The 14,858-nt window shown below is 38.5% G+C and carries 13 protein-coding genes; 11 read left to right on the top strand and 2 right to left on the bottom strand.

Annotated features, from left to right (window positions below):
- Positions 1–110: 110 nt before the first annotated feature.
- Positions 111–977 carry a LysR family transcriptional regulator gene (locus tag CD001_RS24420; protein ID WP_096190170.1) on the bottom strand — a complete coding sequence of 289 codons (867 nt, stop codon included), beginning with the start codon at positions 975–977 and terminating at the stop codon, positions 111–113.
- A gap of 155 nt (positions 978–1,132) precedes the next feature.
- Here CD001_RS24420 and CD001_RS24415 point away from each other — a divergent pair, with 155 nt between their 5' ends.
- Positions 1,133–2,509, top strand: a complete 1,377-nt coding sequence (locus CD001_RS24415) for an MFS transporter (protein ID WP_257009931.1) — start codon at positions 1,133–1,135, stop codon at positions 2,507–2,509.
- Between the two features lie 163 nt (positions 2,510–2,672).
- Here CD001_RS24415 and CD001_RS24410 read toward each other — a convergent pair whose 3' ends face one another.
- Complete coding sequence (locus CD001_RS24410) at positions 2,673–3,623, bottom strand: MBL fold metallo-hydrolase (RefSeq protein ID WP_096190169.1); 951 nt, start codon at positions 3,621–3,623, stop codon at positions 2,673–2,675.
- 263 nt (positions 3,624–3,886) lie between these two features.
- Between CD001_RS24410 and phnD the strand changes: the two genes are divergently transcribed.
- The 10 genes from phnD to CD001_RS24360 all read left to right on the top strand — a co-directional run bounded on the left by phnD (position 3,887) and on the right by CD001_RS24360 (position 14,572).
- The gene (gene phnD / locus CD001_RS24405; protein WP_096190168.1) at positions 3,887–4,834 is read left to right on the top strand and encodes a phosphate/phosphite/phosphonate ABC transporter substrate-binding protein; all 948 of its coding nucleotides are present in this window, start codon (positions 3,887–3,889) and stop codon (positions 4,832–4,834) included.
- 11 nt (positions 4,835–4,845) lie between these two features.
- Positions 4,846–5,589, top strand: coding sequence for a phosphonate ABC transporter ATP-binding protein (gene phnC / locus CD001_RS24400; RefSeq protein ID WP_257009930.1), 744 nt, complete (start codon positions 4,846–4,848; stop codon positions 5,587–5,589).
- Between the two features lie 14 nt (positions 5,590–5,603).
- Positions 5,604–6,461, top strand: a complete 858-nt coding sequence (gene phnE / locus CD001_RS24395) for a phosphonate ABC transporter, permease protein PhnE (protein WP_096190166.1) — start codon at positions 5,604–5,606, stop codon at positions 6,459–6,461.
- On the top strand, positions 6,458–7,258 hold the full coding sequence (phnE, locus tag CD001_RS24390) for a phosphonate ABC transporter, permease protein PhnE (RefSeq protein ID WP_096190165.1): 801 nt from the start codon (positions 6,458–6,460) through the stop codon (positions 7,256–7,258). Before phnE (CD001_RS24395) ends, phnE (CD001_RS24390) begins: the two co-directional genes overlap by 4 nt.
- 668 nt (positions 7,259–7,926) lie before the next feature.
- Entirely contained in the window at positions 7,927–8,616 is a 690-nt protein-coding gene (locus CD001_RS24385) for a response regulator transcription factor (protein WP_096190164.1), read from the top strand.
- Positions 8,617–8,636: 20 nt separating this feature from the next.
- Positions 8,637–10,079 (top strand): sensor histidine kinase, encoded by a 1,443-nt coding sequence (locus CD001_RS24380; protein WP_257009929.1) that lies wholly within the window; start codon positions 8,637–8,639, stop codon positions 10,077–10,079.
- Between the two features lie 352 nt (positions 10,080–10,431).
- The gene (locus CD001_RS24375) at positions 10,432–10,842 is read left to right on the top strand and encodes a hypothetical protein (protein WP_096190163.1); all 411 of its coding nucleotides are present in this window, start codon (positions 10,432–10,434) and stop codon (positions 10,840–10,842) included.
- A 72-nt stretch (positions 10,843–10,914) separates the two neighbouring features.
- A complete protein-coding gene (locus CD001_RS24370) occupies positions 10,915–11,820 on the top strand; it encodes a F510_1955 family glycosylhydrolase (RefSeq protein ID WP_096190162.1) in 906 nt (301 codons plus the stop codon).
- 20 nt (positions 11,821–11,840) lie between these two features.
- Positions 11,841–13,142, top strand: a complete 1,302-nt coding sequence (locus tag CD001_RS24365; protein WP_096190161.1) for a cell wall-binding repeat-containing protein — start codon at positions 11,841–11,843, stop codon at positions 13,140–13,142.
- A 353-nt stretch (positions 13,143–13,495) separates the two neighbouring features.
- A complete protein-coding gene (locus tag CD001_RS24360; protein WP_096190160.1) occupies positions 13,496–14,572 on the top strand; it encodes a TIGR04053 family radical SAM/SPASM domain-containing protein in 1,077 nt (358 codons plus the stop codon).
- Positions 14,573–14,858: the final 286 nt, after the last annotated feature.

The following is a 14,858-nucleotide window of genomic DNA, read 5'->3' as shown; positions in this document are numbered from 1 at the left end:
ATTTTGTTTTTAATAAACCTTAGTCGTTAATTAATATTTAAACTCACTTTTACATAAGGAGTAAGTTCAACATCGCCATTCATTCACTGTGAACATTTTAGGAAGTCTCGTCAATTTGATGAGAAATATTGAATGAGGAAATCTTTAAATTGTTGTGCAGCTCTTGATAAATAATGGTGTTCTTTCCATACAAGTGAGTATGTTCGTTCGCATGCGGGTTCGTTAATTTTCAGCTTAACTAAGTCATCATCAATGTTGCATGAACCTACAAATGCAATTCCTAATCCAGCACGGACAAGGTTTGCGATTTCTGTTGGTCCTTCCGCTTCACAAACTACGCGGGGAGAGAACCCGGCTTCACGACAAAATGCTTCATTCATCTGACGCATTTGATTATCTTTATGATAGCTAATGAATGGTTCTTCAGAAGCTTCTGAAAGAGGAATGCTGTTACGATTAGCTAATTGATGTCCGTGAGGGACACCTATGTATAAATCTTCTTTTAGAATGGGGATAGATTCAATATCGTCACCTTTAATAGGAATAGCAGTAAAACAGAAATCAATATCATTATCATGAATGAGGTGAGTCAATTTTTCCATCGATGCCTGTTTAACCTGAAAATGAATGTCCGGGTACTGATCAAGAAACGATTTAATTGGTGGGGAGAGTCGGTCAAATGTAGAAGTGGCTAAATATATACTCCCCCTCTCTATACCCGCTCGGTCTATTAATTCTTTTCTCCCCTCTTCAAGAATATCGAGTGCACTTTCTACCCTCTCTAAAAATAATTTCCCATAAGAATTAAGACGGATTTGTCGACCCTTTCGGTCAAATAGTCGTACACCAAGGTCTTTCTCAAGTCTTGATATGGCTTGACTGAGAGCTGGTTGTGCGATATGTAACGTTTCAGCCGCTTTCGTCATATGTTCTACCTGTGCTAATGTGCGGAAATAGGTTAATTGCAAAATCTCCATTAATAAATCAGTCCTTTTTTTTTATAATGTTGACATTATGAATTTATACGAAAATTAATATTTTTCATTATATATTGTTGATTGTAAAATAATCCTCAATGGGAATCAACGGATATTGCAGTCTGGAGGTTTCGTGAATTAAAGGGGAGATAACATTGAGCAATATTGAAAGGAGAAAGCGACAAGACAGGCTATTAATCACATTAATGTTTACTCTTATTATTTCTATGATGAGTGCAACGATGTTTAATATCGTTCTTCCTGAGATCAAAAATGACTTTCGTATAAATACAGCTCAAGTTAGCTGGATTACGTCAATCTATATACTCGTTTTTTCAATTGGTACGATTATGTATGGGAAATTAGCAGATACGATAAAATTAAAAAATCTATTAACTGTAGGGGTTTTGTTGTGTGCTGTTGGTTCACTTATTGGTTTAAGTGCACAAGCATATTCTGTCGTTCTGCTTGGAAGATTCATTCAAGCAGTAGGGGCTGCGGTAATCCCAGCAACAGCAATGATTATCCCGGTACGCTATTTTAATCAGGAAGAACGCGGTCGGGCATTTGGTATGGCATCTGCTGGTATTGCACTTGGCAATGCTGTAGGGCCAGTAGTGTCAGCACTGCTAGTAAGTGTCGTCCATTGGCAGTGGTTGTTTTGCTTACCTTTATTCTTTTTATTAACTGTTCCATTTTACAGAAAATACCTTGATGACACTGAAAAAAAACGAAGCAAATTTGATTGGATTGGGGGCTTATTACTCGGAAGTGGGGTAGCGCTAATCATGTTGAGTGTTACAGAAGGAATATGGTTACTTTCTATAGGTGGGTTATTTGTATTAAGTTTGTTTATCTGGAGAATTCATTTAGCAGTAACACCATTTCTCCGACCTGAGCTTTTAAAAAATAAACATTATAGAATAGGTTTACTAATCGCTTTCCTCTCAACTGGAACTGGTTTTTCACTCTATTTTCTAAGTCCGCTACTTTTTGCTAATGTGAATGATCTAGCCCCAGGACTAATCGGATTTTCTATGGTTCCTGCTGCAGTTATTGCCGCGACTTTAGGTTTAAAAGGAGGTAAACTGGCAGACACAAAAGGGAATTCTTATTTGTTTTATTTTGCTTCATTATTGTTGGTCATATGTTTTTTTCTTCTGTCCTCAGTCGTTGGCATATCCGTATTCGTTATTGCGACTATTTTGATTATTGGAAATGTTGGACAAACCTTTATTATTATCGCTTTATCTAATGTAGTATCTAGTACACTTTATCAGAGAGATGCAGGAGTAGGGATGGGGTTAATGGCAACATTAAACTTCATATCAGGAGGTATCGCAGCAACCGTATTCAGCAAAATGGTCGATCTTGGTTCCACTGTAACATGGAACCCCCTGCATATATACGAAAATGGATATGTTTTCAGTAATATTTATTTGGTTCTTTTTGTCATTAATATCCTGATTGTTGCTCTTTATTACTATCACTTTCATAAGAAATCGTTTAGGACTAAAGTCGACACATTGTAGCGCAGGAAATTGAGGCAATGCTCGAAGCAAAGTGGTGATTGTAAATACGAAAGAAGTAAACTAAGATGCAGATGTCGCATCTGTACCTTTGAGTAATCGTGTATTTGCGATGATGACTTCGAAATCTATTTGTATATAAAATGAAAAGAGGGTGTCTCTATAGCTAAGCTTTCGAGACACCCTCTTCGTACCAATATGTTTCGCCAATTTTCAAGACTTGCCGCTTATTTTCGCTAAGTGCCAGCCGCTCCCATTCTTTATCGAACCTCTCTAATGCTTCGGGTCCGGTGTCGTCAGCTAACCGGTAAGCTCCGTAATGCATCGGGATAAACAGGGAACCATCGAGCTCTAAAAAAGCTTGAATGGCATCCTCTGGATTAATATGAGATGTAGCCATAAACCATTCCGGTTCATAGGCGCCGATCGGCATTAAAACCACATCGACCGTATAGCGTTTAGCGATTTCTTTGAATCCGCTGAAATAGGCGGTATCTCCAACAAAATAAATAGATTGTTGTGTATCCATAGATTCGATTATCCAGCCGCCCCAATGAGAAGTGTTCATATCATTTAGTGACCGCCTCGTCCAATGCTGAGCAGGAACGAAAGAAATCTTTACATTTTTCTCTTCAACATGAAACTCTTCCCACCAGTTTGCTTCATGTACATTTTGATAACCTCTGCTGGTGAATGCCGACTTTAGCCCGTGCGGGACATAGAAAGTGGGGCTGCCTTTTATTTTTTTGATCGAACGGAAATCTAAATGGTCATAGTGTCCGTGTGAAATGACAACGAAATCAATAGATGGTAATTCATTTATCTCTATGCCTGGCTTCGTTAACCTTTTTTGAAAACCCATACGCTTTGCCCATACTGGGTCGGTCAACATGTTTAACCCATTCATTTGAATGAGAAACGTTGCGTGACCAATCCATGTGATGGAAGATTTCGTACGATTTGCTTGAAGGGCTTCGGTTTGTACGTGACTGGCATTTGGAATTTGTACCGATAAATCTTTTTTCTTCCCACGCCTTTCTTTTGACCAGCGCCGCATATCACGTATCGTTTTTTTATCTGGTATGTTATCAAAGTTTTTATATCTTTTTCGTTTCATCTTTCTACCCTGCTTTCTTCACAAAAATAGATCTATGATTTTTATATATCATAACAGTCCGGACTGTTTTTTTACCAATGTTTTACTTAACTTATATTAAATCCTAACATTCATACTCGATGTTTGTTGATATGAACGGAATATGAAGGTTATGAATATTAAAGGTCTATCTTTACAACTTTTTTATTATTCTTTCATTCTAGCTTAATATTTCGACTTCATACTCAAAGTGAATCGATTCAGGAAATAAGGGGGGTCTTTATATGAGAATGATAAAAATATTATTTGTTATGTTGCTAGTAGGTTTCCTGGCAGCATGTGGAAACAATGGCGATGAGGAAGGAGTAAATGATGACGCTGAGAATAACCAAGAAGGGAATAGCGCGGAAGCATCTAGTGAAGAATGGCCAGAAACACTCGTTATTGGGGTTATCCCAGCTGAAGATCAAACGTCAGCTTCAGACAGAGTTGAAAACTTTGCAGCTTCATTAGGTGAAGAGTTAGATTTGGAAACTGAAGTGTTTCTAGGATCTAATTACAATGCTGTCATTGAAGGGATGAGAACTGGCAGTGTCGATATAGCCTTCTTTGGCCCATTTGCTTATGTCCTCGCTGCTGAACGAAGCGACGCAGAAGTGTTTGCCATTGGTGCTGAGAGTGCTGACGAAATTACATATCAAAGTGCATTTATTGTGCCGGCTGATTCAGATGCTGAGTCTTTAGCTGATTTAGAAGGAAAAGACTTTTTATTTGTTGACCCGGCTTCAACTTCTGGAAACATTTTTCCGAGGGCAGCGATTATTGAACAGTTAGGTGTGACAAATGAAGAAGTCGATTCTTTCTTCGGAAATGTTAGTTATTCAGGGGGGCATGATGCATCGATTTATTCCGTTATTAATGGAGACGTAGACGGAGCTGCTATTGCTACTGATGTGATGGACGCGATGCTCGCTCAAGGTGATATTAGTGAAGACGAATTTACGATTATCGATGCTTCAGATGATATTCCACGGGGACCTGATGCCTATCGTTCAGATCTTCCTGAAGATTTAAAAGCAGAAATTGCAGAATTCTATTACAACTATGAAGATGAACAGTTTTTTGAAGAACGAGGCATTACAGGCTTTTATCCAGTAGAAGACTCTGCCTTTGATATTGTTAGAAATACAGCAGAAGCACTAGGAATGAGTCCAGAAGAGTTATTAAATTAAGGCGGATGAGCATGATGGGCGAATTATTAAAAATAGAAGAGTTAAAAAAGGTCTACGGTGATGGAACAGAAGCGATTAAATCTCTTTCTGTCACGATTAAACGGGGAGAACTTGTCGCAGTGATTGGACCGAGCGGAGCGGGGAAAAGTACGTTTCTCCGCTGTATTAACCGCTTGGAGGAACCGTCGAGTGGAAAAATAGTATTTAATCGTACTGATATTGTCACTGCTAAGGGTAGAAAGCTTAAGGAAATGAGAAGACAAATCGGCATGATATTTCAACACTTTAACTTAATTAAACGAGTTCCTGCAGTAAAAAATGTCCTTCACGGCCGTCTTGGCTATACATTTTGGCTTAGAGGAGGGCTTGGGCTATTTACTGAAAATGACACAAGAGAAGCTTTAGCTCTATTAAGAAAAGTTGGACTTGAAGAACATGCTTTTAAACGAGCTGATGAATTGAGCGGGGGACAACAACAGAGAGTTGGGATTGCTCGAGCTTTAGCGCAAAAGCCTTCATTAATTCTTGCAGATGAGCCAATCGCGAGTCTCGACCCATCATCTTCTGAAAAAGTGATGCACGATTTGAAAAGCATTAGTGTTGAAGAGGGGATTACAACATTAATCAATCTTCATCAAGTAGAGATCGCCAAGGATTTTGCAGATAGAGTGATTGCAATTAACCGTGGAGAAATTGTCTTTGACGGTCCGCCGCATACATTAACGAAAACAAGTATTGAGCAAATTTATCAATAAGTTGGTGACGAAAAATGGCTTTGCCTTTAAAGGGAAAATACGAGAGAGAACCACGAAAAGAGGAGCAGAGCCTCGAAGAGCATTTATTCGTATCTTACAAGTCCGGAATGAAAACGATTATGATCAATCGTTTACTTATTTGGTTTACGTTATTAGCTTTAGTAGTCTGGTCTTGGGTCGGCACAAGTTTTCAGCTTATGGATATCGTCTACGGTTTTACGAATATCACAGAATTTATTTATCAAGACTTTTTACCGCCAGATTTTCAGGCGATTGGACAGTTTATCGGTCCTGCTTTAGATACACTTTATATGAGTTATACAGGAATGATCATGTCGGTCATTTTTTCGATTTTTTTTGGCTTAATGGCAGCGAGAAATTTATCCTTTCACCCAATCATTGCTTTTCTTTCAAGAGCTGTCATTGCATTCGTTCGATCTGTACCTGCAATCGTGTGGGGAATTCTTTTAGTCGTTGGTATCGGCCTCGGTCCTATGGCTGGGACGATCGCTCTCGGATTATCTGGAGTAGGGATATTAGGGAAAGCTTTCGCAGATATTTTAGAGGAAATCGATGAAAAACAAATAGAAGCGATCCGCTCAACAGGTGCAGGATGGTTTGCGATTATAGGGCAAGCCGTTTGGCCGCAATTTAAAAGCAGTTTTGTAACATGGTCTTTATATAAGATGGATTTGAATATTCGTGAAGCAGCAATTCTTGGCGTCGTTGGAGCAGGCGGTATCGGCTATGCTCTTGAGGGAAGGATTAGTCTCTTCCAATATGAACAGGCAGCAACAGGTATTTTGATCATTTTTCTCATGATCGTATGTGTAGAATATGTGACAGCAAAAATTAGGGAGAAGATTATATGAAGCAGTATCATCAACAAAAGAAACGGATCAACCTCTTACTGATAATCGGCTTAGGCGTTTTCTTTTTCATTTTCAGTATTATTCAGTTAGGGATTGGGCCGCAACGGCTGTTGGAAAGCACATCACGACTTCAGCGAGTAACAAACGGAATGTTTCCACCTGAAATCTATGATTCGATTCGAATCGGAAGTGCAGCACTTGAATCGTTGCAAATAGCGGTTCTCGGTACGTTCTGGGGGATTATATTTTCGCTCGTTTTATCGATATTTGCTGCAAAAAATCTTTCTCCACATTGGACAATTACTAATGCTGTCAAAGGTTTTGCAGCATTAGTAAGATCAATTCCAGCTTTAATTTGGGCACTACTTTTTATTGTCGCTGTAGGACTTGGTCCAACACCGGGAATATTAGCATTAGCGGTAAATAGTATCGGAATGCTCGTCAAAGTGTATGCTGAAACAATCGAAGAAGTTGAAAAAGGTACGATTGAAGCGATCAAAGCAACTGGTGGAGGGAAGTTCCAAGTGATAATGCAAGGTGTATTCCCGAGTATTTCGAGTATTTTTATTACTTGGTCGGTTTTTCGCTTTGATATTAACATTCGCTATGCGGCTGTATTAGGGATTGTCGGTGCCGGTGGAATTGGCTGGGAATTAGTCCGTGCCTCGCAAATCATGGCATACAATGAAATGCTCGGCATTACGATTGTCATATTCCTCATTGTACTCGGTTCGGAAATGTTTACACGCGTTTTAAAAAACTGGTCAGAGATGGGAACAGCAAAAGCATTTAAATAAGTGCAGTGATGGTTATCATTACTGCATTTTTTGGATGTTGCGAAGAAATGCGGAGAAGTTGCGTCAAATCGTAGAGAAGTTGCGTCAAATCGTAGAGAAGTTGCGTCAACGTGAATAGAAGTTGCGTCAAATTGTAGAGAAGTTGCGTCAACGTGAATAGAAGTTGCGCCAAACCGTAGAGAAGTTGCGACGAACCAAGAGGTTATTACGACGAAAGTGTTTTAACGAAGGTGTTCCCAATTAAGAGGTGAGCATCTTCTTTTTTATGTGGATATGAACACCATACGCTCCGCTGCTCAAAACTTCGTCGCCTTGAAAAACTCTGTCCTTCCTCTACAAGCTAATCTTTGTAGTATATCCGTCAACCGGACAAAACGCCACATCCTGTGGCATGTCCGGCATTAGGACGTCCTGTCCGTCGAACAACTCGCTAGATAGGACCCTCGGCTAAAACCCCGCGTCCTGGGGGAATGCCAAAGTCACCACACTCATGTGGCAGCTCGTGATGTGACGCTCGTGCCACTTTTTGTCCTCCTTTTTGAACACGCACTTATTAGTGTTATATTAAAAAATGAGATAGAGGCTCGCTTCATTATTTCTTCAAAATTTTGTTTTATAATATCGAGAATAGATTATTTTTATGACGGTGAATAAAGAAGGTGGAGTATATGAGTAATCACATCTTAGTAGTAGATGATGAGCAGGAAATGAGGAATTTATTAAAATTTTGCCTTAAGACTTATGACTTTAAGATCGATGAAGCAGCAAATGGTGAAGAAGCTTTCGATAAAATGATGGATCACAGTTATGACCTGATTATTTTAGACATTATGATGCCAGAAAAAGATGGATTTGAATTGTTGAAATCGATGCAAAATGAAATAGAGAACCAAGTTCCAGTCATTTTGTTATCTGCTTTAGGAGATACTGAACGAGTAGTTGAAGGCTTAAGACTCGGCGCAGATGATTATATTGTAAAACCTTTTGAACCTAAGGAACTTGCAGCAAGAGTAGAATCTGTTTTACGCAGATTTAAAAAAATTAAATTAAACACGTATACAGTAGAAGGGCTTCTTTTTCAGCCTGATAGTTTTCATGTTTCATATCAGAATCGAACCATACCATTAACAAAAAAGGAGTTTCAAATTTTTTATCGTCTCGCAAGTCATCGAGGCAGAGTATACAGCCGAGAAATGCTTCTTGAATTGGAGTGGGGGATTGATTATGAAGGAGATAACCGGACAGTTGACACTCATGTGAAAAATATTCGAGAAAAGCTCAATGAACAAGGGTATCATAAAACGATCTTAGAAACAGTATGGGGCGTCGGCTATAAGATTCCGGAAGCAAATGAGTAAGATGAATAGGAGAAAGAAGGATGTACATGCTACCTAAAAATCTTGCAAATCGAATAACGCTATTAGTATTAGTCATTCTCTTCATTTTTGTCATTTTGCTTATAAGTGGAGCGAATTGGATTACGAAGTCTTTTTATCAAAATCATTTAGAACACGAAGTAGAAGGCAGAGTTACAGCCCACGCCAATCTATTGAAAACTGATGCGGATCAAACGATTATCGAATACATAGATGAGTTAGAAACAGATAAAAAGAGTCATTTAATGCTTTTGAATGACGATCTAACATTAAATTATGCGTCAGAAAGCATTCCTGACGAGCGAATTAATCAATATGTAAACTGGATAAATGATCACTTTGAAGAAAGAAACTTCGAAAATGAACCTTTTATCGATCGTGTAGAGTCATCTATTTTTTTTCATATTCCGCACATCCGGGCAATAACTCCGATTAGTCGTGACGATCAAGAAATTATTGGATACGTGTTCCTCGATCAAGATACAGGGGAATTTAACTATGCAAGGATCAAGCTTCTTTTATTACTAGTCCTTATGGGAGGTATTACATTCGGAGTCGGTGTAGCTTTTACGAATTATTTAAGTAAAAGAATTTCTGACCCATTGAATCATATTAGTGAAACGACAAAAAAGATAGCTGATGGGGACTTTGATATTCACTTAAATATTTCCGGTGAGGATGAGGTCGCTCATTTAGCGACAAGCATTCAATCCATGACAAATCAGTTAAAAGAATATCGGGAGTCAAGAAGACACTTTATTTCGAACATTTCTCATGACCTCCGCACCCCTATTACTTACATAAAAGGATACTCAGCGGTAATGAAGGAAACTCCTGAGATTGACGAAGCAGAGATAAAGCGTAATTTAGAAGTCATCTATCAAGAAGCGAATCGAATCGAGCAGCTTGTCAGTGACTTGTTTTTACTCACAAAATTAGAACAAGGAAAGATTAAACTAAATCAAGAGAAAGTACCTATATGCGCATGGCTCACTGATCTTTATCAAACAAGGGTACTAATGTTTGATCAGAAATCAATTAAACATCAATTACGATTACCTGAGGAAGACTGCCGAGAACTGTATGTGAACTTAGATGCTTATCGAATGGAACAAGCGTTAATCAATATGATCGAAAACGCAATACGATATACACCAAATGGCGGGGAAATCAATCTCTCTTTAAAAAAGAAAAAAGATGAAGTAATCCTTTCGGTGCAGGATACTGGTTCAGGGATATCAGAAAAGGATTTACCATACATTTGGGAACGATTTTATAAAGCGGACCAAGCTAGAAAACAAGAGGATAGTGGGACTGGCTTAGGTTTGGCAATTGTTCAGGAAATTGTCGAAGCTCATGGAGGAACCGTTGATGTTAAAAGTACTCTCGGAGTTGGGACGACATTTTTCATCCACATTCCATTACACCAAAATAATTATTTATAGAAAAGAATTTAATTTAGTGGTTAGGCAAAACCTAGTCAATAAGAATGGCCCTCACCGTTTGGTGAGAGCCATTTTTTATGGGGTTGATTGTTCATAAAACACTCGCTTGCACTCCAGAGGACATGTGCGACATCTACTCGTGCTGCACTTCGTTTGCATTCATAGTGTCTTCTTCCTTCAACTAAGGTTTTCTCAATAGGACTAGGCGGTAAGTTAATTTTCCCTTATTTGTGGAGATCAGCCCATTTATGTTGATGCTGACAACTTCACAAAAACTACAAAAAATATCATTACAATAGACAACAGTGCAGAAATGACATTGATGACTGAAAATTAAATGAGGTGATGATCGATGAAAACAATGCACTATACTGTTCAACTTGAACGAACAAATGTAATTGATACGAATGTGACATGCTCTGTTTCTAACGGTTATATGATTACGATTCCGAAGTTTATTAGAAAGAAACTAGGGATTGGAGCCGGAGAACTTATCAATATTGGACTATCAGAGAACCATGAAGCATTCATACTAAGAAAAGTTAAGCATGATACGCCTGATAATAAGATTGTCGTAAATGAAAGAAATATGATCACCATTCCAGCTGAATTGAGATATTATTTAAACGTAAAAAAAGCGGATCAATTTCATATTTACTATACGAACGATAGAACGGCTGTTTTTGTAAAGAAGTCAGATTCTATAATAGATGAGAATTGCCTTAAAGATGTTTACGGGCATCATAGAATACAGAAGGCTTAGAGGAAAATAGAAAGTGATATGACTGTTTCTTTAAAAAGCTAGTTATTAACTGTTTGTGAAGGAGAGAGAAAGTTGAAAATTGTTGTTTTCTTATTATCCAGTATGTTGTTGTTTTTAGTAGGTTGCTCAAATGGAGCAAGTGAAACAAATGAAGTAGATTCGATTACACATATTCACGATATGGCTTTTGACAGGGAAAGTGATGGTGAACTATTTATCGGGACTCACCATGGCCTCCTAAAAATTGATGTTCATACGAATGAGATGCAGTGGCAAGGAACAGCCGATGATCACCACGATTTTATGGGATTTTCAATTACAGCAGATAACGTTTTTTTAACTAGTGGTCATCCGCATGACCTTGAAAAATTCAAAGATCCTTTAGGGTTTATGGTTAGTGAGGATCAAGGGGAAACTTGGGACTTCAAATCACTATATGGAGAAGTTGACTTTCATTTAATTGAAGTGAATGAAGGGAATTCGGATTTCATTTACGGATTTGACGCCTATAATCAACAGTTATCAGTATCAACAGATGGCGGAGAAAAATGGAATATTGCTTCAGCAAATGGGATTGAGGGCAGATTTAATGAGTTATATACGATTACATCAGACCCTAATAATCCTGAGATCATTTTAGCAGGTATGGGCGATGGGATTTACCAGTCAGATGACCAGGGTGAGAGTTTTACCTTATTAAATAATGAATTAACGATGACGAGTGTAAGTCAACGTTCTGATGGTACTCTTCTTGCTCATGGGATTGGGAGAATCGAAGGCTTGATAGTTAGCGAAGACAATGGGGAAACATGGGAGCCTATTGGAGAATTGCCAACAGATGATCCAGTTATGGCAATGACTGTCGACCATCAGCACGAAGAAAGAATTGTGATCGGAACAGCATCGGACTCTGTTTATATGTCTGAAGATCTAGGTGAAACGTGGACTACACTTGTTGAGGATGGAAAACCTAAATAAGTAGAAAAGGAGCTAATCAAATGAAGAAATTTAGTTTTGTCACAGTAATGTGTTTATTTTCAATCATGTTTATCGCAGCATGTTCAGATGACCAAGAAGGACATAATGATAAGAATGATCATGATATGGATGAGCAACATGCTGACGAAGAAGAGCATCATGAGGAAGAAGGAGATCACCAGCATGGTGAAAACGAACATTCAAGAGGTGATATTGAAGTTGAGGCAGCACAAGCTCCTGAATCATTCAATGATTCTGCCAATAATGATTTACAAGTTGAGAATACTAAAAACGTAACGAGAATAGGAGAGGATGATCCTGTTACATTCTCAGTGCTCACTTCACAAACGATTTGGCCTTCGACACATGCTGAGAACCAGCCAGGAACAGTTATTTTAGCTCCAGTAGATTCATGGCAGCATTCTTTAGCTTCATTAACGTTAGTCCATCACCCGAATGACGGTCCGCTTTTATATACAGATGGTGAAATATCAGATCAAGTTTTACAAGAGATTGAAAGACTGCAGCCATTAGGAAATGCTGAAGGTACAGAAATTATCGTGATGGGTGACCTGCCGGAAACAGAGCTGGAGAAAATAGCGGACTATGAAATCGAACAAATTTCAGCTGATGATCCTGCTGAATTCGCCGCTATGGTTGATCAATATTATGCAGATATCGTTGGTCACTTACCAGAGTCAGTAATCATCGGATCACTTGATGATTCAGCAAAGCATATGTCTATCGTTGCAGGAAATTGGATTTCTCATATGGACGAACCAATTCTTTATGTAGGGGATCATATTCCAGATTCAACAATAGAAGCACTGAATAAGCGTGATGGAAATGCTCATATTTATCTACTCGGTTCAGAGCAAGAAATCTCTGAAAATATTGAAGAGGAGCTCTCTGAGTACGGGAGTGTTCAACGTATTTCTGGAGAATCAGCAGTAGAACTATCGATAGCCTTTGCTTCTTATGAGGATGAAAGAACGGGCTTTGGCTGGGGAATAAATGAACCAGGACATGGATTAACTTTTGCATCTACGGCTACTCCTGAACTCGCAATTCCAGGAAGTCCATTTGCTCACTTAGGAAAACATGCTCCGATGATTTGGCTTGATGAAGGAGACCTGACTCAAGATATCTATCAATATTTAGCAAAGCTAAAGCCTGCATTTGAAAATGACCCAACAGAAGGGCCATATAACCATGGTTACTTATTTGGAAGTACCGATATCATTAGCTTTACAGTTCAAGGGATTATTGATGAAAAAATGGAAATTGTCTCTTTATCAGGAGATGATCATGGGGAACATTAAAATCTAAATATAAGGCACTTTTTCCACTTTGTTATCAAAGCGGAGTTAGTCAAAAAACTTACCGCTATCTTGATCTTGCCCGCGGCAGGGTGGCACTACGAATGCAAACGAAGTGCAGCACAAATAGATGTCGCACTGGTGCTCTGGAGTGCAAGTGAGTGTTTTTGGGAAATTTACCCTAATATAAAATAAATACCTGATAAATAAGAAATGGCTCTTACCAACTAAACGGTGAGGGCTATTTTTTTAACTCGATTTTGTTACAGCCACTTCCAATTGTGATTTTTCTCACCGTAAACTTTTTCCACTTCCGATAAGATAAACATGAATAAGCAGGTAAAGAGGTGAAATGAATGGATTTTAAACAAAGCTATGATGAGACACCTTTTATTGTGATTTGGGAAGTGACAAGAGCGTGCGCATTAAAGTGTCTTCATTGCCGAGCAGAGGCGCAATATAAATCAGACCCAAGAGAATTATCATTTGATGAAGGGAAAGCACTGATCGATAATATCGCAGAAATGGGTAACCCACTCTTTGTTTTTACTGGAGGGGACCCATTAATGAGGAAGGATCTATTTGACTTAGCAAAATATGCTGTAGAAGAAAGAGGGCTATCTGTCTCGATGACACCGAGTGCAACGCCTAAAGTGACAAAAAAAGCTGTCGAAAGAGCAAAGGAGGTTGGTTTGTCACGATGGGCATTTAGTTTAGATGGTTCTACTGCGGAAATACATGATCACTTTCGTGGTACAAGAGGTTCCTTCGATATGACGATGAAAGGAATTCAATATTTACAGGAACTCCAAATTCCTATTCAAGTGAATACAACAGTCTCTAGATATAATCTTCATGATTTAGAAAAAATAGCGGAGTTAGTTCACTCGATGAACACAGTACTATGGAGTGTGTTCTTTCTCATCCCTACTGGTCGTGGTATGGAAGAGGATTTGATTTCTCCTAAGGAGCACGAAATGGTCATGAAATGGTTATTTAGTATGCAGCAAAAAATGCCGTATGATATTAAAGCAACGGAAGCTCCACATTATCGAAGAGTAGCGGCGATGGAAAGAAAACGGTTAGGGTTATCGACACAATATGGTGTGAAAAGGTTGGATGCTTTAGGACGTGCACCTAAACCGGTTAACGATGGTGACGGCTTTGTATTTATTAGTCACATTGGAGATGTCTATCCTAGTGGATTTTTACCAGTAACATGTGGAAATGTGAGAGAAGAGAAGCTCTCGTCAATTTATAAACATTCACCGGTTTTTCAACAGTTAAGAGATAAATCACTGCTGAAAGGCAAATGTGGAGTATGCGAATTTAAAGAGATTTGTGGTGGTTCAAGAGCGAGAGCTTATGCGATGACGAATGACTATTTAGAAAGTGACCCTATGTGTGTATATTTCCCAACAAACGTTGAGTAATTAATAGAAATGCAGGCGAGAAAGTTAGCGAGATGAACTTTCCAGCCTGCTTTCTTTATATCCATTTTGTTCACAAAATTGTAACTGAATGAATGAGTGTCTATGACAGTTTTGTGAACGTAAATTGCGAACGGAAACGGAGCTTCAAAGTGTTGTAGTGGAGCGGTTACAGACAATGGATATATTTATTAAAACTTTGGTATGAAACAAAATGTGAAGAAAATCACATTTTCACTGTGAAAAATATCACAGTAGTGAAAAAGCGAGGTTTTTACAATTTACATAT

This window comes from Evansella halocellulosilytica (genome assembly GCF_002335745.1).
GTDB classification, from domain to species: Bacteria; Bacillota; Bacilli; order Bacillales; family Salisediminibacteriaceae; genus Bacillus_CA; species Bacillus_CA halocellulosilytica.
Note: the sequence above shows the minus strand (reverse complement) of the source record. Positions and strands in the feature narration are given on the sequence as shown.

Bases quoted from the DNA above. Each gene is read 5' to 3' on its own strand.
- phnE (WP_096190165.1), top strand. From the start codon at position 6,458: ATGAAGCAGTATCATCAACAAAAGAAACGGATCAACCTCTTACTGATA.
- CD001_RS24420 (WP_096190170.1), bottom strand. From the start codon at position 977: ATGGAGATTTTGCAATTAACCTATTTCCGCACATTAGCACAGGTAGAA.
- CD001_RS24365 (WP_096190161.1), top strand. From the start codon at position 11,841: ATGAAGAAATTTAGTTTTGTCACAGTAATGTGTTTATTTTCAATCATG.
- phnC (WP_257009930.1), top strand. From the start codon at position 4,846: ATGATGGGCGAATTATTAAAAATAGAAGAGTTAAAAAAGGTCTACGGT.
- CD001_RS24375 (WP_096190163.1), top strand. From the start codon at position 10,432: ATGAAAACAATGCACTATACTGTTCAACTTGAACGAACAAATGTAATT.
- CD001_RS24410 (WP_096190169.1), bottom strand. From the start codon at position 3,623: ATGAAACGAAAAAGATATAAAAACTTTGATAACATACCAGATAAAAAA.
- CD001_RS24360 (WP_096190160.1), top strand. From the start codon at position 13,496: ATGGATTTTAAACAAAGCTATGATGAGACACCTTTTATTGTGATTTGG.
- CD001_RS24385 (WP_096190164.1), top strand. From the start codon at position 7,927: ATGAGTAATCACATCTTAGTAGTAGATGATGAGCAGGAAATGAGGAAT.
- phnE (WP_096190166.1), top strand. From the start codon at position 5,604: ATGGCTTTGCCTTTAAAGGGAAAATACGAGAGAGAACCACGAAAAGAG.
- phnD (WP_096190168.1), top strand. From the start codon at position 3,887: ATGAGAATGATAAAAATATTATTTGTTATGTTGCTAGTAGGTTTCCTG.
- CD001_RS24380 (WP_257009929.1), top strand. From the start codon at position 8,637: ATGTACATGCTACCTAAAAATCTTGCAAATCGAATAACGCTATTAGTA.